This window comes from Natrinema longum (assembly GCF_017352095.1).
GTDB classification, from domain to species: Archaea; Halobacteriota; Halobacteria; order Halobacteriales; family Natrialbaceae; genus Natrinema; species Natrinema longum.
This window is the reverse complement of the sequence record NZ_CP071463.1, coordinates 3,055,987-3,076,843: the sequence shown is the minus strand read 5'-3', so window position 1 is coordinate 3,076,843 and position 20,857 is coordinate 3,055,987. Positions and strand designations below refer to the sequence as shown.

12 protein-coding genes are annotated in these 20,857 nt (G+C 65.3%); 5 read left to right on the top strand and 7 right to left on the bottom strand.

The window, feature by feature from the left end; genetic code table 11:
• The first annotated feature begins 12 nt into the window (after window positions 1-12).
• Entirely contained in the window at window positions 13-867 is an 855-nt protein-coding gene (locus J0X27_RS15150; RefSeq protein ID WP_207269987.1) for a carbon-nitrogen family hydrolase, read from the top strand.
• Between the two features lie 677 nt (window positions 868-1,544).
• Here the strand turns inward: J0X27_RS15150 and J0X27_RS15145 are convergent.
• From J0X27_RS15145 to J0X27_RS15120, 6 genes are all read right to left on the bottom strand, one after another.
• On the bottom strand, window positions 1,545-2,267 hold the full coding sequence (locus tag J0X27_RS15145) for a hypothetical protein (protein WP_207272098.1): 723 nt from the start codon (window positions 2,265-2,267) through the stop codon (window positions 1,545-1,547).
• 264 nt (window positions 2,268-2,531) lie between these two features.
• Window positions 2,532-3,722, bottom strand: coding sequence for a bifunctional sugar-1-phosphate nucleotidylyltransferase/acetyltransferase (gene glmU / locus J0X27_RS15140; RefSeq protein WP_207269986.1), 1,191 nt, complete (start codon window positions 3,720-3,722; stop codon window positions 2,532-2,534).
• 176 nt (window positions 3,723-3,898) lie between these two features.
• Window positions 3,899-5,524, bottom strand: coding sequence for an aldehyde dehydrogenase family protein (locus J0X27_RS15135; RefSeq protein WP_207269985.1), 1,626 nt, complete (start codon window positions 5,522-5,524; stop codon window positions 3,899-3,901).
• Window positions 5,525-5,616: 92 nt separating this feature from the next.
• Window positions 5,617-7,917, bottom strand: coding sequence for an LUD domain-containing protein (locus tag J0X27_RS15130; protein WP_207269984.1), 2,301 nt, complete (start codon window positions 7,915-7,917; stop codon window positions 5,617-5,619).
• Window positions 7,918-8,424: an LUD domain-containing protein gene (locus J0X27_RS15125; RefSeq protein WP_207269983.1), complete on the bottom strand. Its 507-nt coding sequence runs from the start codon at window positions 8,422-8,424 to the stop codon at window positions 7,918-7,920.
• Window positions 8,425-8,563: 139 nt separating this feature from the next.
• Window positions 8,564-9,205, bottom strand: coding sequence for a TetR/AcrR family transcriptional regulator (locus tag J0X27_RS15120; protein ID WP_207269982.1), 642 nt, complete (start codon window positions 9,203-9,205; stop codon window positions 8,564-8,566).
• A 146-nt stretch (window positions 9,206-9,351) separates the two neighbouring features.
• Here J0X27_RS15120 and J0X27_RS15115 point away from each other — a divergent pair, with 146 nt between their 5' ends.
• The 4 genes from J0X27_RS15115 to J0X27_RS15100 all read left to right on the top strand — a co-directional run bounded on the left by J0X27_RS15115 (window position 9,352) and on the right by J0X27_RS15100 (window position 14,170).
• Window positions 9,352-12,213 carry an efflux RND transporter permease subunit gene (locus J0X27_RS15115; protein WP_207269981.1) on the top strand — a complete coding sequence of 954 codons (2,862 nt, stop codon included), beginning with the start codon at window positions 9,352-9,354 and terminating at the stop codon, window positions 12,211-12,213.
• Between the two features lie 266 nt (window positions 12,214-12,479).
• Complete coding sequence (locus tag J0X27_RS15110; RefSeq protein ID WP_207269980.1) at window positions 12,480-12,908, top strand: hypothetical protein; 429 nt, start codon at window positions 12,480-12,482, stop codon at window positions 12,906-12,908.
• A gap of 1 nt (window position 12,909) precedes the next feature.
• On the top strand, window positions 12,910-13,875 hold the full coding sequence (locus J0X27_RS15105; RefSeq protein ID WP_207269979.1) for an alpha/beta fold hydrolase: 966 nt from the start codon (window positions 12,910-12,912) through the stop codon (window positions 13,873-13,875).
• A gap of 157 nt (window positions 13,876-14,032) precedes the next feature.
• Complete coding sequence (locus tag J0X27_RS15100; protein WP_207269978.1) at window positions 14,033-14,170, top strand: DUF7331 family protein; 138 nt, start codon at window positions 14,033-14,035, stop codon at window positions 14,168-14,170.
• Window positions 14,171-14,409: 239 nt separating this feature from the next.
• Here J0X27_RS15100 and J0X27_RS15095 read toward each other — a convergent pair whose 3' ends face one another.
• Entirely contained in the window at window positions 14,410-20,679 is a 6,270-nt protein-coding gene (locus tag J0X27_RS15095) for a carboxypeptidase regulatory-like domain-containing protein (protein WP_207269977.1), read from the bottom strand.
• Window positions 20,680-20,857 lie beyond the last annotated feature (178 nt).

Genomic DNA, 20,857 nt, shown 5'->3' with positions numbered 1-20,857 from the left:
CACACTGGGACCATGACTGGGACGACGGACACCGACGGCGCTGATGCCGATGGCAGCGGGTCGCTCACGCTCGCGCTCGCACAGATCCACGTGGAAGCGGGTGAAGTCGACGCGAACGTCGATCGGGCGCTCGCTGCCGTGTCGCGAGCCGCCGATCGCGGCGCGGATCTGGTCGCCTTGCCGGAACTGTTCAACGTGGGCTACTTCGCGTTCGACCTCTACGCGCGCAACGCGGAGCCGTTCGCGGGCGAGACGTTCACCCGGCTTCGGGAGGCGGCGGCCGAACACGGGATCGCCGTCCTCGCGGGCAGCATCGTCGAGGATCTGGCGGCGACCGAAACCGTCGAGACGCCGGCCGACGATGGGTTGGCGAACACCGCCGCACTGTTCGACGCCGACGGCGAGTGCCGACTCGTCTACCGAAAACACCACCTCTTTGGCTACGAGTCGGCCGAATCCGAACTGCTCGTCCCCGGCGAACGCCTCGAGACGGCGACGGTCGGCGAGTTCACCGTCGGCGTGACGACCTGTTACGACCTTCGATTCCCCGAACTCTACCGACAGCTGGTCGACGACGGCGTCGAACTGGTGCTCGTCCCGAGCGCGTGGCCCTACCCGCGCATCGAACACTGGATGACCCTCTCGCGAGCCCGCGCGATCGAAAATCAGGCCTACGTGGCGACGATCAACGGCTCCGGGGAGTTCGACGACGCCACGCTGCTGGGTCGCTCGAGCGTCTACGACCCCTGGGGAGTCTCGCTGGCCTCGAGCGGCGACGAACCGGCGCTGGTGACGACCGAGATCGATCCCGAAACGGTCGCCGACGTCCGCGAGGAGTTCCCGGCGTTGCGGGATCGTCGGTACTGACTGCCCGCCACTGGCAGGTGAGCACGTATCACTGGGAGGAGGCGACCGCTGATTTTTTATTTCGCCGCGTCTTTCCTACGGTTGCCGGCCACAGACGCTTTTCACGTCTACTCCGGCATTGCGCGTCGCTCCGGCCCGTCGCGCGCTCGGTTCCCGGGAACCGAGCACCCACGCCCGCACCCGTCTCCTCGTCCTACCTTTCACGGTCGCTCTCGCTATCGCTCGCTGTAGCTGACGCTCTCGCTGTCACTCGTTCGAGAGCCGTTTCGAACCTGGGATTCGCTGACCAGGAGCCGGATCACACGGCCCCGTCTGCGAAGTGGACTCCGTCCGAGCGGACTGTGACAACCGTTCGGCCAGTTGTGTGAATGGAACAGTCGCGGTTATGACGCGATCACAACAGAGACGGGTGTACTGCTCTCGTGGCAACAGGGAATCGCCACACCCTCCCCAACCGATTGGCACTCACGGGCACGAAGTGACCGTTCGTACCGTTCGCGGAACCGGAGGTTCCGCGCTACCGCTCACGTTCGACGGCGTCTTCGCGCGGCTTCGAGGCGCGGTTCACAGCCGTTCACCGCGGCACGGCACACGCTACTGTATACCAGTTTCCCATCCATCTCGAGCAGCCGTGACCGATCGTGATGCGGAGGGGGAACCGTCTCGGAGTCCTCGAGTCAGAACGGGAAACCGCCGTAGCGGAGATAGACCATATCGAGGATCAAGAGGAGCTGGAAGACGCCCTGCACACCGCCGAGCATCGCGTTCTGCTGGCCGATGGTGGCGATGATCGACGGATCGGGGTCGGCCGAGCGCATCTCCTGGTACATCCGAAGCTCCCCGGGTAGCAGGAAGCCAAAGCCCTGGACCGAGAGGATCGTGACGATGCCGAGAGCGACGGCGACCGTGGGCTCGGTCATCGCGAACTCGTCGATCGTGAGCGCGACCCAGGCCAGCGAGCCGACCGTGGCGAGAGCGAAGGGGACCTGCCAGCGTCGGTCGCCCCAGGCGTTCAACCGCCAGCCCAGCAACAGGAGGATCGGGATCAGGTTCACCGCTGTAAACAGCGCCAGCCACGATTCGGCATGGGGGAAGATGCCGATCCGCTGGGCGAGCGTGATGCCGCCCGCGATCGTGACGAACGCCAGCGACGGCAGGAGGAACGCCGTCTTGGGCGTGAGCCGCTGGAACACCGCCGAACTCTGTTCGTCGTCGAGACCGCCGACGACCGGGCCGAGAACGGCACCGATGAAGATATCGATCCCCGTCCAGAGGATCCCAGCCATCACGTGGACGTAGGTGTGCCCCTGTACCGTCGCGACCGTCATCGCGTAACCGAGCGCGGCCAGTGGAAGCACCACGACCGCCACCGCGAAGGCCGGATTCGCCCGCTGTCCCATTCCCCTGATCGTTCCGCGAACAGTCGCCGTCGACATACCGGGAAACTACTACTAATCCGATATAAATCATGTTCCTCGAGCAACTGCTACCGGAAAGTCGTACACGTACCCGGTAACGCGCGCAAATCGGGGATTTAGGATCGTTTCAAGATAAAATAATCACGTCACGCCGTTCCGGAACCCCGATCACGGGATCGGGCGTCGATACCACCCATGGCGACGTTGAAGCCGCTCTCGAGACGCTGTCGTCGGCCGATCCGGGAGTTACCGATCGCGCTCGACGGTTTCGCCGGGCACGGTGGTCGCGCCGGACTCGAGTTTCAGGCCCGGCGTCAGACTCGTGTTGATACCGGTCTTGACCCCGTCGCCGGCGACGACGCCGAACTTCCGGCGGCCCGTGGAGACGCGCTCGCCTTTGACCGTCACCCGGATATCGGCGTCGTCGTGTCTGAGGTTCGCCACGTTCGTCCCCGCACCGACGTTCACGTTCCGGCCGAGGACGCTGTCCCCGACGTAGGAGAGGTGGCTGACCGAGGTCCCACGGGAGACGACGCTGTTTTTGAGTTCGACGGCGTGACCGATCTCGGCGTCGGGGCCGACGAGCGTCGCGCCCCGCACGTAGGCGTTGGGTCCGACCGACGCTCCCTCGCGGATCAGCGCCGGCCCTTCGATCACGACGCCGGGTTCGACCGTCGCGCCCGTCTCGACGATGACCGCCCCCTCGATCGTCGCGTCCTCGCTCACGTCGCCGTCGATTCGCCGGTCGAGGTCGGCGAGTTTCCACTCGTTGGCCTCGAGTAACTCCCAGGGGCGGCCGACGTCCAGCCACCGCTCGAGGGTGATCGGCGTCGTCTCGTACTCGTCGATCACCCGCGCGACGACGTCGGTGATCTCGTGTTCGCCGCGCTCGCTCGCCGGAACGTCGAGCCACTCGCGGGCCGCGGCCGGGAACGCGTAGGCCCCGGCGTTGGCCAGGTTCGTCGGCGGGTCGTCGGGTTTTTCGGTGATCCCCGTTACGCAGCCCTCACCGCTCCCGTCGGTACTGAGTACGCCGTAATTGCTCGGCTTGGCGACTTCGATCGCACAGACGGCCGGGCAGGCATCGAACAACCGGTCGATCGCGGCCCGGTCGTAGAGGTTGTCACCGTTCAGGACGGCGAAGGGGCCCTCGAGGTGGTCTCGAGCGGCGTTGACCGCGTCGGCGGTCCCGGCCTGTTCTTCCTGGAGCGCATAGGAGACGGGAACGCCTCGATACTCGGGGCCGAAATAGTCACGGACCGTCTCGCCCTCGTAGCCGATGACGAGGACGATCTCCTCGGCCCCGGCATCGATGGCCGCGTCGACGGTGTGAGCCACGAGCGGTCGATCGGCGACCGGAAGCATCGGCTTCGGAACCGATTCCGACAGCGGTCGCATCCGTGTCCCCTGACCTGCGGCGAGAACGACTGCCTTCATGTACTCGCCCCTTCCACGAATCGTCGGATAAGCGGTTCGTTTGCCAATGAACACTGAGAGCGAGAGGTACTGCTTATGCTAACGGCCGCTGGAACGATGGAGAGCAGTACTGACGGCGGACAGCGGCCCGCGGAACCGTGCGTGGGCCGGGTCGAGTCTCGCCGACTACTATCGTATCAGTCCTCGGATGTCTTGATGTCGGCCGACAACCCCTGTGCCATCTCGATGTCCTTCGAGTTGTTCGTCGTCCAGGCGGTACGTTCGGTGACGGCTTCGATGGCCTCCCGAGCGCTCGGGTAGCCGTTGCCGGACTTCTTGACGCCGCCGAAGGGCAACTGCACTTCGGCACCGATACACGGCAGGTTCGCGTACGCGAGGCCGAGGTCGGCGTGGTCCCGGAAGTAGTTGATCTGCCGGTAGTCCTCCGAGATGATCGCCCCCGCCAGCCCGTAGGGGGTGTCGTTGTGGATCTCGACCGCGTCCTCGATATCGCCCTCGTATTCGATCAGGGCGACGTGTGGGCCGAAACACTCCTCGTTCAGACAGCGCAGGTCGGACTCGTAGTCGATCTCGTAGACGAACGGGCCGACCCAGTGGCCGTTCGCGTAGCTTCCGCTACGCTCACCTTCGGCGGCGGTAGCCGCCCCGTCTTCGTGGTCGTCGGGGATCTCGCTGTCCTCGAGTTCGAACCGATCGACCAGCACGGTCGCACCCTCCTCCCGGGCGAGATCGTTGTGCTGGCGGATCTTCTCGACGTGGTCGGCCTCGATCGCCGGGCCCATGAACGTGTCTTCCGCGAGCGGATCACCGACTGTGACGTCCTCGGCGATGTCGACGAACCGGGCTTTGAACTCGTCGTAGACCTCCTCGTGGACGATCAGGCGCTCGCTCGAGACGCAGCGCTGGCCCGTCGTCTTGAAGCTCGACATCACCGCGGAGTGGACGGCGAGGTCCAGGTCGGCTTCCTCGGTCACGACGATCCCGTTCTTGCCGCCCATCTCGCAGGCCGCGAGCGTGCCGGGTTCGCCGCCGACCTTGCCCGCGATTTCGTGGCCGACCTCCGCGGAGCCGGTAAAGAGGACGGTGTCGACCCGTTCGTCGTCCGTGATGGCCGCGCCCGCGTCGCCAAAGCCCTGTACCATGTTGAAGACGCCCGCCGGGATTCCGGCGTCCTCGAACATCTCGGCGATGATCTGACCACACCAGGGCGTCTGTTCGGCCGGTTTCCAGACGACCGTGTTCCCCTCGACCAGCGCGATGGCCATGTGCCAGAAGGGGATCGCGACCGGGAAGTTCCAGGGCGTGATACAGCCGACGACGCCGCGGGGTTTGCGGCGCATGGAGGAGTCCTTGCCCGCGACCTCGGAGGGGACCACGTCGCCGTGGGGATGGCGCGCGTTGCCCGCCGCCCACTCGACCATGTGCCAGGCCTCGGTGACGTCGGCTTTCCCCTCGCTGATCTCCTTCCCACACTCCTTCGAGACGATCTCTCCTAACTCCTCGTGGCGGTCACGCAGCTCGTGATAGATTTCCCAGAGGTACTCCGCACGGTCGATATACGACAGTGCGCGCCACTCCTCGAAGGCGTCCGCTGCGGCCTCGAGGGCCGCGTCGACGTCGGCAGCCGTCCCGCGCTGGAACGTCGCCAACGTCTCGCCGGTCGCGGGGTTCTCGCTCTCGAAGGAGTCCCGCTCGGCGGACTCCGTCCGACCGCTCGCGGGACGGCCGCCCGCGCTGGTCCCGTCCGTCCACTCGCCGCCGATGTAGTGGCCGTGTCGCTGTTCGGTGACGTGCTCGCTCATGCTAGAACGGAGGACGGGCGCAGTGAAAATCCTGGTGGTCGTTCACACGGTGCGAGTCGGACTCGAACTCTTATCGCGGGGAACGACGGCCGTTACGCCCGATATCGACCGGGCGCGAGCAACTCGATCGGATGTGGCACGTCCCGCTCGAGCAGCGTCTCGAGCTGGTCGCCACAGGAGGTGCCGGAGGCGACGACCGTGTCTGCACCCTCGAGTTGCCCAGCCAGTCGTTCGCCGACGTCCATACTGAGTTCGTAGTACTCCCGCTTGTAGCCGAAGGAACCGGCCATGCCACAACACTCGGCGTCGGAGGTCACGGGTGCGTAGCCACACCGTTCGAGGACGGCCACGGTTTGGGCCTCGAGATCGAGCGTGCGCTGCTGGCAGTGGGAGTGATAGGCGACCGGCTCCGCGCCGTCGCCGGTCGACAGCGCCGACGGGTCGGCCCCGTTCTCGAGGAGCCCGTAGACGTACTCGCAGATCTCGTAGCTGCCCTCCCGGAGGCGTTCGTACGAGCTCTCGGGCAGCAGGCGTTCGTACTCGCGGTGCATGGCCGCCAGATCCGAGGGTTCGATGACGACCACGTCCCGGCCGGCGTCGAGGTCCTCGGCCAGCGCGGCGTAGACCCGACTCGCCTGCCGGTCCGCCGTCGCGATCATCCCCTGGGAGAGCGCTGCACGCCCGCTCTCGGGGAGGTCCGGCACGCGGACCGGGACGCCCAACGCCTCGAGCGCGCGGACGGCTGCCTTCCCGCGCTCGGTGTCGACGTAGTTCGTGTAGACGTCCGGGTAGCAGACGACCTCACGGTCGACGTCGGCTCCGTCGTCTCGGGAATCGGCTTGGGCTGCCCGCCGGCTCGAGGCGGCGAAGCCACCTCGCTTCTCGAACCAGTCGACGAGCGATTCCCGCCGGAAGGTCGGGAGATCGCGCCGGCGATCGATGCCGAGGGTTCGCTCGAGCGCCGCTCGGACGGGGCCGGCGTCGGCCAGCCAGTTCGAGACCGGTGCGGTCGCGCTGGCAGCCTTCGCGACGGTGCCGATGTTGCCGAAGAAGCGCTTGCCGGGGTCGAGCCCGCCCGACTCGGCGTCGGGCGTGAGGCCGTCGACGAGGAAGTCGTAGGCCTCGGGCTCGTCGCTGCGGTTGACCCGATCCCTGACGACGGTGTTGATCCACGGGATGTCGATCTTCACCGGGCAGGCGTCCACGCAGTTCGTACAGCCGGTACAGAGGTCGTTGAACTCGGCTGCGGAGTCCTGGCCGTGGACGCCGGCCTCCCAGCCGGTAGCGATGCCACCCGAGTAGGTCTCGCCGCCGAAGCCGTGGCCGCCGACGGACTGGAAGTTCGCACAGGAGTTCGAGCAGGCACCACAGCGAATGCAGTACAGCGTCTCCCGGAGCTGGTCGTCCTCGCGCATGTCCATGCGGCCGTTATCGAGCAAGACGAGGTGGAACTCGCGGTCCGGGTCTCCGATTGGACCCGCCGCTCCCCCGCCCCCGCCAGCCGTAATCGGCTCGTCCGGCGAATCGAACTCCAGCGTCGGGGAGTCCGTCGGCGGCGTGAGCATCGTCACGTACTGGGAGATCGGCTGGCCCGTCGCGCTCTTGGCGATGAGATCGACGAACGGCTCGAGGTCCGACAGCGTCGGAATCAGCTTCTCGACGCCCGCGATCGCGACGTGCGTGTCGGGTGTGACCGCACACTTGCGGGCGTTGCCCTCGTTCGTGACCAGCGTGATCGTCCCGCTGTCGGCGACGACGAAGTTCGCGCCGGTGATTCCGACGTCGGCGTCCGTGATGATCTCGCCGAGGTGGTCACGCGCGAAGCGGGTCAGCTCTTCGGCCGTCTCGAAGGGCTCGTCGGGATCGAACCGCTCGTTGAACAGGTCGGCGATCTCCGCTCGAGAGAGGTGCATCGCCGGGCCGACGATGTGGGAGGGAGTGTCGTCGGCGACCTGCAGGACCCACTCGCCGAGGTCGGTTTCCGTGACGTCGATCCCGTCGGCCTCGAGCGCGTCGTTGAGGTCGATCTCCTCGGTCGTCATGGACTTCGATTTGACGACCGACGGCTCGTCCGCAGCGTCCGTCGACCCGTTTTGCTCGACCACGTCGGCCACGTACGCGTTCGCGTCCGCGGCGTCGTCAGCGACGTAGACGGTGCCACCGTTTGCCTCGACCGCCTCGCGGACGGTCTCGATCAGTTCGGGGAGATCGTCGATGGCGTCTTCCTTGATCGCTCGCGCGTCGGTTCGTAACGCCTCGAGGTCGTCGGTCACGTCGTAGACGTCACCGCGGCGCGCGTTCGAGGCACTCGTCTGCGCGTGGATCGCGTCGCCTTCGGTCTCGAGGAGGTGTCGGATCCGATCGGCCTGCTGGGAGCGCGTGCGCTGTGCCATCTATCGATCCTCCAGGACGATCACGCGGACGGTACCCGGGCCGTGGACGCCGTGGACGAGATCCCCCATGTCGGCCGTCGCACTTCGGCCGGTCGCGAAGACGACGCTCTCCCGGCCGGCGTCGAACCCGTCGGCGAGACGGGTGAAGCCGGCACTCAGATCCGGGACGACGTCGCTTTCGGCGACGACCGCGACGTGCCGGTCCGGATAGAGACTGATCGGTTCAGCACCGTCGGCGGTCGATTCGATGGCGACCGTTCCGTACTCCGCGATCGCGAAGCCAACCGGCGTAACGCCCGTCCGGGCTGCCTCGAGTTCGGCAGTCGTCGGCCCGGTCGTCACGTCGTCGGGAAGCGAGACGCCCTCGAAGGGGAGCGGCGCACCGACGGCCGGCTCCTCGACGATCGTTTCGATCCGCTCGGTCGCATCGGCAGCCGAAACGCGCTCGAGTTCGACGTCGAGTCCCTCGAGTGCGCGTTCGAACCGACCGACAGTGTCGACTGTCATCGTCCCACAGGTAGGGGTGAACGGCCAAGATACTGACGGTCGATTCGCTCACCTACCCGTGGAACGGGACGGTCTAGGGGCCCGTCGATCGACACGCCGGCAGTGGAGACGGCGAGCGGTCCGGTCGTTCCCACGCCCCTCACTCGTCGCCGACGTCGTCGCGAGCCAGCCCATCGAGATAGTGCTCGAGTTGCGTCCGAACGCCCGCGATCCACTCGTCGTCGTCGGTCGTACTGCCGAGGAGAAGCGCCCCCTCGATACAGAGGTAGAGCATCCCGGCGACGGCGTCGGGGTCGACCTCGCGAACGGTTCCCTCCTCGATACCCGCTTCGATCAGGGCGGCGAGTCGATTCCGGGCCATTCGATCGAAGGAATCGAAGTGTTCCCGATAGGCGGGATCGTGAACCGCTTGGGTTCGCAACTCGAGGATGACGCGATCGATCGTCTTCGAGGCGTAGTCCTCGAGTCGATCACCGTCGGCCGTCTCCCCCAGAACAGCGAGATCGAGGAGTCGAGCGAGACTCTCGAGGGCGTTTTCCCCGGTCTCGAAGACGAGTTCGTCGGCGTACGTCACGAGCAGCGAGTTGGCGAACTCGAGTAACAGCTCGTCTTTGCTCTCGAAGTGGTGGTAGATGGTCGACTTGCTCACCGACGCTTCGTCGGCGACGCGGCTGATCGAGAGGTCGGCGTAGCCGTCTTCCTCGAGCGTCCGGTAGGTGGCCGCGAAGATCGCTTCCTTCCCGCCGACCGACTCGTCGAACGGTGTCACTCCCTGATCCATCCTGACCGACTGTTCGGTCGACCGGTACAATAAGGCCGCGGCCTCGCCGTCCCGTTTCGACGTGGGAACGAACCCCCATCTTTTTCTACCCGACCGAACGTTCGGTTTATTATGATACCGAACGTTCGGTTGGTGGCGTGGTCACGATGAGCGTCGAGACGATTGCAGCAGCGATCACGGAGAATCGACGGGTCGTTCTCGTCGCGATACTGTTGCTCACGGCCGGGTTCGGTGCCGGAGCTACCACGCTCGAGGAGGACACTGCGATGGACGAGTTCCGGACCGAGTCCGACGAACGCGAGACGCTCGAGTACATCGACGAAAACTTCGCGACGCGCGGTGGTGAGACGACGACGGCCCACGTGGTCGTCGAAGCGGACGAGGACAGCGGGAACGTCCTCGAGCGCGAGTCCCTCGTCTCCGTCCTCGAGTTTCAGCGGGCGCTCCACGAGGACGACCGCGTTTCGCGGACGCTGGTCGACGACGACCCGATCGGCAGCGTTCCGAGCGCGATCGCAACGACGGCGATCCACGAGGACCGTGCAAGGGAACTCGAGTCGCGGGCCGCCGAGTTGAACGCGACCGAAGCGAAACTCGCTGGAGCGCTCGAGCGCCTCGAAGCCGATCCGGACGCTGCCATCGAAGCCGAGTTCGAGACCGTCGACGAACGGACGCCGGTCGAACTCACCGACGACCACGCCGACACGTTCGAGACGGCCGCCCGGCGGCTGCGTCGAGCCGAGACGGAGTCCGAGCGGGAGACGGCGTATCGACGGGGAACGCGTGGCGTCCTCGGCGACGAGTACGATTCCCTCGCGGCGGATCGGGCGGCTCTCGACGACGGGCTCGAGCCGTCGCTCACGGCCCAGATCGATCACGTGGAGTCGATGAGCGACGACGAACTCGCGGCGACGATCGAACGGGTACTCGGCGCGGACGAAGGTCGCGACGAGTTGTTCGCGCTCATGCCGACCGCGTACGACCCCGGCGAGCCCACGGCGTCGGGAACGATCGTCGCCGTCGTCCAGGATACCGAGGGCGAGTACGTCGCCGTGGACAGCGCCCCGGCATCGATCGTCACCGGCCAGCAAGCGATCGACGAAATCGGCGAGTCGGAACTCGAGGGATCGGCGTCCGTGTTCGGCAACGGTATGACCGCGGACGAGATCGAATCGGCGGCTCCGGACAGCCTCGCCGTCGTGGGTCCGCTGGCGTTCGCGTTCGTCCTCGTGGTCCTGTCGATCGCTTACCGGGATCCGATCGACGTCGTCGTCGGACTCGTCGGCATCGTGCTCGTCCTCGTCTGGACGTTCGGCACGATGGGCTGGCTCGGTATCGATTTCGCCCTCGTATTCGTCCCGGTTCCCGTACTCCTGATCGCGTTGTCGATCGACTACGCGATCCACCTCCTCATGCGGTATCGGGAGGAACGAACCGACGGCACGCTCGACGCCGACGCCGGGATGGCCGCCGGCCTCGCCGGCGTCGGTGTCGCACTCGTCACCGTGACGCTGACCACGGCGGTCGGCTTCCTCTCGAACGTCGTGGGCCCGATCGGTCCGCTTCGGGAGTTCGGCATCGTCTGTGCTATCGGGATCGTCGCCGCGCTCGCGGTGTTCGGTCTGTTCGTCCCAGCCGTAACCGTCTCGATCGACAACTTCCTCGAGACACGAGGAATCGACCGTCGCCGAGGCGCTCTCGGGACGGGCGATCGGCTCCGTCCAGTACTCGTGATCGGAAAGCGGATCGCCCATCGGGCACCGTTGGCGCTTCTCGTCGTCGCAGTCGTCCTCAGTGCGGGCGGTGCCTACGGCGGGACGCAGGTCGACACCAGCTTCGACACGGCCGCGTTCCTGCCCGAAGAACCCGAGTGGACCCACGAACTTCCCGATTCGGTGGCCCCCCGTACGTACACTGCGGCTGCGACGATCGAAACCCTCAACGAGGAGTTCGTCCGTCAGGACAGGCGCGCACAGATACTCGTCGCGGGCGAGATCACCGACTCGGAGACGTTACAACGGGTCGATACCGCCGGACGGGAGGCGACGACGAGCGAGACCGTCGCACGACTCCCGAACGATGCCCCCGCCATCCGGAGCCCGGTTACCGCGATGGAATCGGTCGCCGCGACGAACGAATCGTTCAACGAGACGTTCCACGATGCGGATACGGACGGAGACGGGGTTCCCGACTCGAGACTGGCACCCCTCTACGACGAGTTCTTCGCCGCCGATTCCGCGACCGCCGAAACGGTCATCCACCGGACCGACGAGGGCGAGTACGAGGCACTTCGACTGATCGTCACGGCCGCCGGCGACGCCTCCAGCGAGGCGGTGACGACGGAAACGCGAGCCGCCGCGACGGCTGTCGACGGTGACGGGGTGACTGCCGCCGTCACCGGGCAGGGAACCGTACTGAACTATCAGACGGAACGGGCCATCGTCGAAACGATCGTCACGAGCCTGCTCGCTACGCTCGCCGTCGTCGGCTGTCTGCTGGTGGTCGTCTCCCGCCGGACGGCGGGATCGGCCACGCTCGGGCTCGTCACACTGATTCCCGTCCTCCTGACCCTCTGTTGGGTCCTCGGGACGATGTGGCTACTCGAGATCCCCTTCAACTACATCACCGGCACGATCGCGAGTCTCACGATCGGGCTCGGAATCGACTACAGCGTCCACGTGAGCGAACGGTACCACCGGGAACTCGAGCGGGGCGGGACGATCGGTGACGCCCTCGAACGGACGGTAACCGGGACTGGCGGTGCGTTGCTGGGGAGCGCGGCGACCACGGCCGGCGGATTCGGCATCCTCGGGTTCGCCTTTCTCCCCTCGCTGCAGTACTTCGGGCTCATCGCGGCGATCTCGATCGGATACGCGCTCGTCGCGAGCGTGATCGTCCTCCCGACGCTCCTCGTCTACTGGACGCGGTTCGCCGCTCCCGATCGGGACCCGTCGGGACCCGAACGGGCGTCACAGCCCGCCGCAACGTCGACCGCCGAGGACGACTGACGGCACCGAACCGTTGCGACGCCCGACACCGCTCCTGAACGTACCTATCGAACACCATCCCGCGACGACTCGATCGCGTCTCGACGTCCGTCGCCACCGGGAACGGCGTCTCGAGTACGATCGGTGTGAATCGTTTCGTTCGGCAGTATACCGGCGACCGGTGGAACGATCCCTACGGCTACTCGACCGTTGTATTTACGCCGTAGATATCGGATCGTATTGTGTGAGCTACATTGAGTGGGTCGGCAAAGGTGGCGTGTGGTTTCATGACGGAAACAGAACTCGGCACTCACGAGTGGTGGGAGTCGTACAAGGAGACGGTAAACAGCGATCCCGAAATGAACGTCAGGGGACACGGCAAGTTCTCCGAGAACTTCTACGTCGATATGGGCGACGAGCGCGTCCTCCTCGAGATGGACGACGGCGAGATCGAAACCTTCGTGCCCAACCCGACGATGAACCACCAGTGGTCGTTCGGCGTCGAAGGCGACCGCGAGACCTGGGAGGAGTTCGTCCGGGAGACGCCACCCGCGTTCAACCACGAGATCATCGCGTCACACTATCGAACGACGGTTCGCAACGAGGACGGCCACCTCGAGTTGACCGGTGACAACAAGAAGATCTTCCAGCATCTGCGCGCGTTCCAGCGAACGCTCGATCTGATGCGGGTCGCACACAACGACGGGGGAAGCTGAGATGGCCGAGACCTACCAGCAAGGTGACGTCGAACCGATCGACGGGTCGTACGTCCACGTCGACGTCGGGGGCGTCGATCACCGGATCTATTTCGAGGAGAACGGGCCCGAGGATGGTATCCCGTTGCTCTGTCAGCACACGGCCGGCAACAACTGCCAGGAGTGGCGTCACCTCCTGACGAACGAGGACGTCACGGAGGAGTTCCGCGTCATCGCTCACGATTTGCCGTATCACGGCAAGTCGGTCCCCCCGACCACCCAGGAGTGGTGGACCGACGACTACACCATGACCGCCGAGCGGTTCACCGAGACGCTCGTGAACCTCGCCGACGCCCTCGAGCTCGAAGACCCGATTTACATGGGCTCGAGTATGGGCGGCAACATCGCCCTCGAACTGGCCGACTGGTACCCCGAGCGATTCCGGGCGCTAATCGGCCTCGAGTGCGGTGCCCACAGCCCCGGGTTCTACATCGACTGGCTCGACCATCCAGAAGTGAACACGACGGAGGTCAACGCCTACGCCTGTTGGGGATTGATGGCTCCCCAGAGCCCCGAAGGGACCCGCCGAGAGACGATGTATCTCTACGAACAGGGTGCGACGGGCGTGTTCAAGGGCGATCTCTACTACTACTCCGTCGATCACGACTACCGCGACAAGCTCGACCAGGTCAACGCCGACGAGTGTCCCCTCTACATCGCCAACGGCGAGTACGACTATCTGACTACACCCGAAGACGGTCGGCAGACCGCAGCGGGGATCGGCGAGGGCGCGACCGCGATCGAGTTCGCCGAGATCGGGCACTTCCCGATGAGCGAACACCCGGAACTGTTCAACGCGTACATTCAGGAGGTCCTCGCCGACGTCACCGGCGACCGGGACGAGGAGCTTCCGGACGTCCTCGAGCCAGACGACGTCGGCATCGAACTCCACCAGCAGGGGCCAGCACGCGAGAAGCCTGCCGAATAGTCGCTTCCGACCCGTTTTTCGATCGATTCCCGTCTTGGCCGCCCGTCGGTGGCCTCACTTCGGGATCCCTTTTTCGACGCTGTCGAGCGGCGGACCGAGCAGCCGGTCGAACACAAGACTGATACTACCTGTTGGTAGTTATCATGCGACAACGTTCATGCCAGGAACGACATCCAAACCGGATCGGTACGCCGAGCACCAGACGAAGGAGGGAACCGTCCGCATCTTCGATCGGAGAAACGATGCGGCCTGGATCGAATCGGATACGACGCTATCGATCGCCTGGCAGACCTGAGAACACGGAGCCGCGATAACAGTCGTTCCACGTCGGTGGACACGCTCGCGAACCGGTAGTACAACTACCCACACAGTCCGTCGATTCCGGTCCGTCCGGCCGAAAAAACGAGCGTGATGGAGAGGGTTCCCACCCTCGCCCATCGATTCGTGCGTTCGTCGTCCGATACCGTTGGACTCCCATCGTCGCCAGTGAGTGTCCGTACTACACTGTCGGTCGTGGCAGGTCCGGGGCTGACCTCACGGAGCGAGACCCGATTGCGCGGCGCTACCGGCGTCCGCGATCAGTTCCGCAGCGTCGGTCTCTTCACCGTCCTCGATCGTGACGGACGCACCATCGTACTCGACGTCGAGCATTTCGGTCCGCCACAGGTAGCCATCGTCTTCGACGATGACCGACTGGACGCCCGAGGCGTCCGACTCGAACTCGAACGTCGCATCGTCACCGGCACCATCGACGACTTCGAATTCGGCCGTGAAGGCGTCGACCGGTGTGTCGTCCTGTCGCGGTGGCGCCCAGTTCGGGGCAATGATCAAGAGCCCCTCGTTCTCGATATCGATGACCTGCCAGTGTGGGCGATCGATATCCTCGAGTTCGAGGGCGTCGGAGTCGTACCGGACGACGAGCGTGTGCGCGCTGATCTTCGTCGTGTTATCAGTTGCGGACTCGATGTCGGTGTCGACGGTGACGGTCTCGCCGACCGCAGCGCTGTCCTCGTCGATATCCGCGTCGACGATGACATCGACGTCGCTCTCGTCGTCCGTTTCGGTGAGCGTCACGTCGACGGTGACGGTCGTGTCGGCGTCGACGCTCACGGTTTCGCTTGCGTCCTCGTAGCCGTCGGCGGTAATCTCGAGGGTGTACTCGCCGTCCTCGAGCTCGAGTTCGTAGCTGCCGTCGTCGGCAGTCGTCACCGTCTCGTCGTCAGCGCTGATAGTTGCGTCAGCGATCGGTTCGCCGTCCTCGTCGGTGACGGTCCCCGTGACCGTTCCGACACTCGGGGCCGGGTCGCTCCCGCCATCGTCCCCCTCGAGGGAGACGTCGACGGTCGTGGTCCCATCGGCGTCGACGGTGACGGTCTCGCTCGTGCTTTCGTACTCGTCGGCACTGACTTCGAGGGTGTACTCGCCTTCCTCGAGATCGATCGCATAGCTCCCGTTGTCATCGGTCGTCGTCTGCTCGTCGCCGACGGTGACGGTCGCGTTGGCGATCGGCTCGCTATCCGTATCGCTGACGGTTCCCTCGATGGTGCCGACGGTCGGCGTCGGATCGTCGTCCTCGAGTGCCTCGAGTTGGTCGGCCGCGCTATTCAGGTTGGGCTGGATATCGTTTTCGACGATATCGGCGGCGTCTCGCAGCGACTGGGCCGCCGTCTCGGCGAGTCCGCCCTGTGCTTCGAGGTCATCCGCAACATCGCGTGCGTCGGCCGGCGACTGAACCTCCTCAGGGTCGATGTCGGCGATGCCGCCCTGGTTGATCACTGCGACGACTCGATCGAAGATTGCGGCTTCGCGGTCGTCAGCATCCGCTCGGAGCCGATCGGCTTCCTCCGTGGCTTCCGAGACGGTTTCGGCTTCGACCGGATCGACCTGTTCGACGTTCTCGACGTCGGCACCGACGAGTCCAGCCTTCTGCTGGAGTTCGTCGTTGAACGAGCCGATCGCATCGTTCGCGGTCGCGATCTCGTTTTCGTTGACGCTCTCGACGGTCTCGGCGACTTCCGAACCCTCGTCCGACTCGTCCTCGAGGGAGACATCGACGGTCACGGTCGAGTCGGCCTCGACCGTGACGTTCGCCGTGGCGTTCTCGTAGCCCTCTGCCGAGACGGTGAGTGCGTACTCACCGCTCTCGAGTTCGAGCGCGTAGGAGCCGTCGTCGGCGGTCGTCGTCTGCTCGCCGCCGACGGTCACGATTGCGTTAGCGATCGCTTCGCCGTCCGTATCGGTGACGGTTCCGTTGACCGTTCCGACGGACGGGGCCGGTTCGCTCCCGTCATCTTCCTCGAGGGAGACGTCGACGGTCACGGTCGAGTCAGCCTCGACCGTGACGTTCTCGCTGGCGTCCTCGTAGCCCTCTGCCGAGACGGTGAGTGCGTACTCGCCGCTCTCGAGTTCGAGTGCGTAGGAGCCGTCGTCGGCAGTCGTCGTCTGTTCGTCGCCGACGACGACAGTCGCGTTGGCGATCGACTCGCCGTCGGCATCAGTGACGGTTCCCTCGAGGGTGCCGACAGTCGGCGTCGGCTCGTCGTCCTCGAGTGCCTCGAGTTGGTCGGCCGCACCGTTCAGGTTGGGCTGGATGTCGTTTTCGACGAGGTCGGCGGCGTCTCGCAGCGACTGGGCCGCCGTCTCGGCGAGTCCGCCCTGTGCTTCGAGGTCATCCGCAACATCGCGTGCGTCGGCCGGTGATTGGACTTCCTCGGGGTCGACGTCGGCGATGCCGCCCTGGTTGATCACTGCGACGACTCGATCGAAAATCGCAGCCTGTCGGTCGTCAGCGTCGGTCCGGAGGCGATCGGCTTCCGCCTGGGCCTCCGAGACGGTTTCAGCCTCGACCGGGTCGACCTGTTCGACGTTCTCGACGTCGGCTCCGACGAGTCCAGCCTTCTGCTGGAGCTTGTCGTTGAACGAGCCGATCGCGTCGTTGGCGGTCGCGATTTCGTTTTCGTTGACGCTCTCGACGGTCTCGGCGACCTCGGATCCCTCGTCCGACTCGTCCTCGAGGGAGACATCGACGGTCGCAGTCGAATCAGCCTCGACCGTGACGTTCGCCGTGGCGTTCTCGTAGCCGCCGGCAGTGATCTCGAGGGTGTACTCGCCCTCCTCGAGGTCGATCACATAGCTCCCGTTGTCGTCGGTCGTCGTCTGCTCGTCGCCGACGGTGACGGTCGCGTTGGCGATCGGTTCGCCGTCCTCGTCGGTGACGGTTCCCTCGAGGGTGCCGACAGTCGGCGTCGGCTCGTCGTCTTCGAGTGCCTCGAGTTGGTCAGCCGCACCGTTCAGGTCGGGCTGGATGTCGTTTTCGACGAGGTCGGCAGCGTCTCGCAGCGACTGGGCTGCCGTCTCGGCGAGTCCGCCCTGTGCTTCGAGGTCGTCGGCGACATCGCGTGCGTCGGCCGGCGATTGGACTTCCTCGGGGTCGACGTCGGCGATGCCGCCCTGGTTGATCACTGCAACGACTCGATCGAAAATCGCAGCCTGTCGGTCGTCAGCGTCGGCTCGGAGACGATCGGCTTCCGCCTGGGCCTCCGAGACGGTCTGGGCGTCGACCGGATCGACCTGTTCGACGTTCTCGACGTCGGCCCCGACGAGTCCAGCCTTCTGCTGGAGCTGGTCGTTGAACGAGCCGATCGCGTCGTTCGCAGCCGCAATCTCGTTGTTGTTAACGCTTTCGACGACTTCCGCAACCGACCCCGATCCCTCGTCCGAGTCGTCCTCGAGAGAGATATCGACGGTCACAGTCGAGTCGGCCTCGACCGTGACGTTCGCCGTGGCGTTCTCGTAGCCGTCGGCAGTGATCTCGAGGGTGTAGTCGCCTTCCTCGAGTTCGAGCGCGTAGGAGCCGTCGTCGGCGGTCGTCGTCTGCTCGTCGCCGACGGTCACGGTCGCGTTCGCGATCGCTTCGCCATCGGCGTCGGTGACGGTTCCCGCGAGCGTTCCGACGGTCGGCTCGAGTTTCTCGAGCGTCACGTCGACAGTGTTCGTCTCGTCGGCCTCGACTGTCACGACTTCGCTGACGTTCTGGTATCCCTCGGCCGAAATCGTGACCGTGTGGTTACCTGGCTCGAGTTCGAGTTCGTAGGAGCCGTCGTCGGCAGTCGTCGTCTCCAGACCTTCGGCGGTCACGGTCGCGTTGACGATCGGCTCGCCGGCGGCGTCGGTGATGGTTCCGGCGACCGTCCCGACGGAGGGCTCGACGTCTTCCTCGTCGACGGTGATATCGAGGATGGTCGTCTCGCCGGAGACGACGGTCACGGTTTCGCTGGTGTCTCCGTACCCCTCAGAACTGACTTCGAGGGTGTACTCGTCCAGTCCCTGTTCGAGGACGTAACTGCCATCGTCGGCGCTCGTCGTCTGCTTGTCACCGACGGTGATTGGCACGTCGCCGACCGGCTCGCCGGCGGCGTTGGTGACAGTCCCGTCGACTGTCCCGACGGTTGGCCGGATCTCGAATTCGTAGAAGCCGTCGTCGTCGGTCGTCGTCTGCTTGTCGTCGATACTGACAGTCGCGCCGGCGATCGGTTCGCCGTCCTCGTCGGTGACGGTTCCTTCGACTGTGCCGACAGCCGAGTCGGTATCGTCGGATCGCACCAGCGAGACGTCGACGGTCACAGTCGAGTTCTCCTCGACCGTGACGTTCTCCGTGGCATCCTCGTAGCCCTCTGCCGAGACGGTGAGTTCGTACTCACCGCTCTCGAGTTCGAGTGCGTAGGAGCCGTCGTCGGCGGTCGTCGTCTGCTCGTCGCCGACGGCCACAGTGGCGTTGGCGACCGGCTCGCCATCCGTATCGGTGACGGTTCCCTCGAGAGTGCCGACAGTCGGCGTCTGCTCGTCGTCTTCGAGTGCCTCGAGCTGGTCGGCCGCACCGTTCAGGTTGGGTTGGATATCGGTTTCGACGATATCGGCAGCGTCTCGCAACGACTGGGCCGCCGTCTCGGCGAGTCCGCCCTGTGCTTCGAGGTCGTCGGCGACGTCGCGTGCGTCGGCCGGCGACTGAACTTCCTCGGGGTCGACATCGGCGATGTCGCCCTGGTTGATCACTGCGACGACTCGATCGAAAATCGCAGCCTGTCGGTCGTCAGCGTCGGCCCGGAGGCGATCGGCTTCCGCCTGGGCCTCCGAAACGGTCTCGGCGTCGACCGGATCGACTTCCGAAACGTTCTCGACATCGGCCCCGACGAGTCCAGCCTTCTGCTGGAGTTCGTCGTTGAACGAGCCGATCGCGTCGTTCGCGGTCGCGACCTCGTTTTCGTTAACGCTTTCGACTGTCTCGGCAACCTCCGAACCCTTCTCGGAGTCGTCTGCCTCGAGGGTGAGGTCGACGGTCGTAGTCGAGTTAGTTTCGATCGTGACGTTCTCGCTGGCGTCCTCGTAGCCCTCTGCCGAGACGGAGAGTTCGTACTCACCGCTCTCGAGTTCGAGCGCGTAGGAGCCGTCGTCGGCGGTCGTCGTCTGCTCGTCGCCGACGGTGACGGTCGCGTTGGCGATCGGTTCGCCGTCCTCGTCGGTGACGGTTCCCTCGAGGGTGCCGACAGTCGGCGTCGGCTCGTCGTCTTCGAGTGCCTCGAGTTGGTCGGCTGCACCGTTCAGGTTGGGTTGGATATCGGTTTCGACGATATCGGCGGCGTCTCGCAGCGACTGGGCCGCCGTCTCGGCGAGTCCACCCTGTTCTTCGAGGTCGTCGGCGACATCGCGTGCGTCGGCTGGCGACTGGACCTCCTCGGGGTCGACGTCGGCGATGCCGCCCTGGTTGATCACTGCGACGACTCGATCGAAAATCGCAGCCTGTCGGTCGTCAGCGCCGGCTCGGAGGCGATCGGCTTCCGCTTGCGCCTCCGAGACGCTCTCGGCCTCGACCGGATCGACCTGTTCGACGTTCTCGACGTCGGCACCGACGAGTCCAGCCTTCTGCTGGAGTTCGTCGTTGAACGAGCCGATCGCGTCGTTCGCGGTCGCGACCTCGTTTTCGTTGACGCTCTCGACGGTCGTGGCGACCTCGTCCGATCCCTCATCCGAGTCGTCTTCGTCGCCCTCGTCCCCGTCGTCGTCCGTGGCCTCGAGGGCTACGTCGACTGTCGCGGTCGAATCGGCCTCGACCGAGACGTTCTCGCTGGCGTCCTCGTAGCCATCGGCAGTGATCTCGAGGGTGTACTCACCGCTCTCGAGTTCGAGCGCGTAGCTGCCGTCGTCGGCGGTCGTCGTCTGCTCGTCGCCGACGGCCACAGTGGCGTTGGCGACCGGCTCGCCATCCGTATCGGTGACGGTCCCTTCGACCGTCCCGACCGCCGGCTCGGGCTCCTCGAGTGCCTCGAGTTGGTCGGCCGCGCTATTCAGGTTGGGTTGGATATCGGTTTCGACGATATCGGCGGCGTCTCGCAGCGACTGGGCCGCCGTCTCGGCGAGTCCGCCCTGTGCTTCGAGGTCGTCGGCGACATCGCGTGCGTCGGCTGGCGACTGAACCTCCTCGGGGTCGACGTCGGCGATGCCGCCCTGGTTGATCACTGCGACGACTCGATCGAAAATCGCAGCCTGTCGGTCGTCAGCGTCGGTCCGGAGGCGATCGACTTCCGCCTGGGCCTCCGAGACGCTCTCGGCCTCGACCGGGTCGACCTGTTCGACGTTCTCGACGTCGGCACCGACGAGTCCAGCCTTCTGCTGGAGTTCGTCGTTGAACGACGTGATCGCGTCGTTTGCGGTCGCGATCTCGTTGTCGTTGACGCTTTCGACGACCTGTGAGGGGTCGTCGTTCTGTACTTGAATTCGTTCGGTGGCCGGTACTGCACCGCTACTCATCCCTGCGGCCCCGATAGGGGCAGCGACGAGCGATAAAACCACCAGGGCAGCAAGTAGTGTTGCCCGGATATGTCTGTCTGTCATGGCTATCACGCCGTCTGGGGAGTCAACGACATCCTGATTGTATTTTTGCCCGTATATGACTGTAACTTTTAATTAGGAACGAGTAACAGGCAGT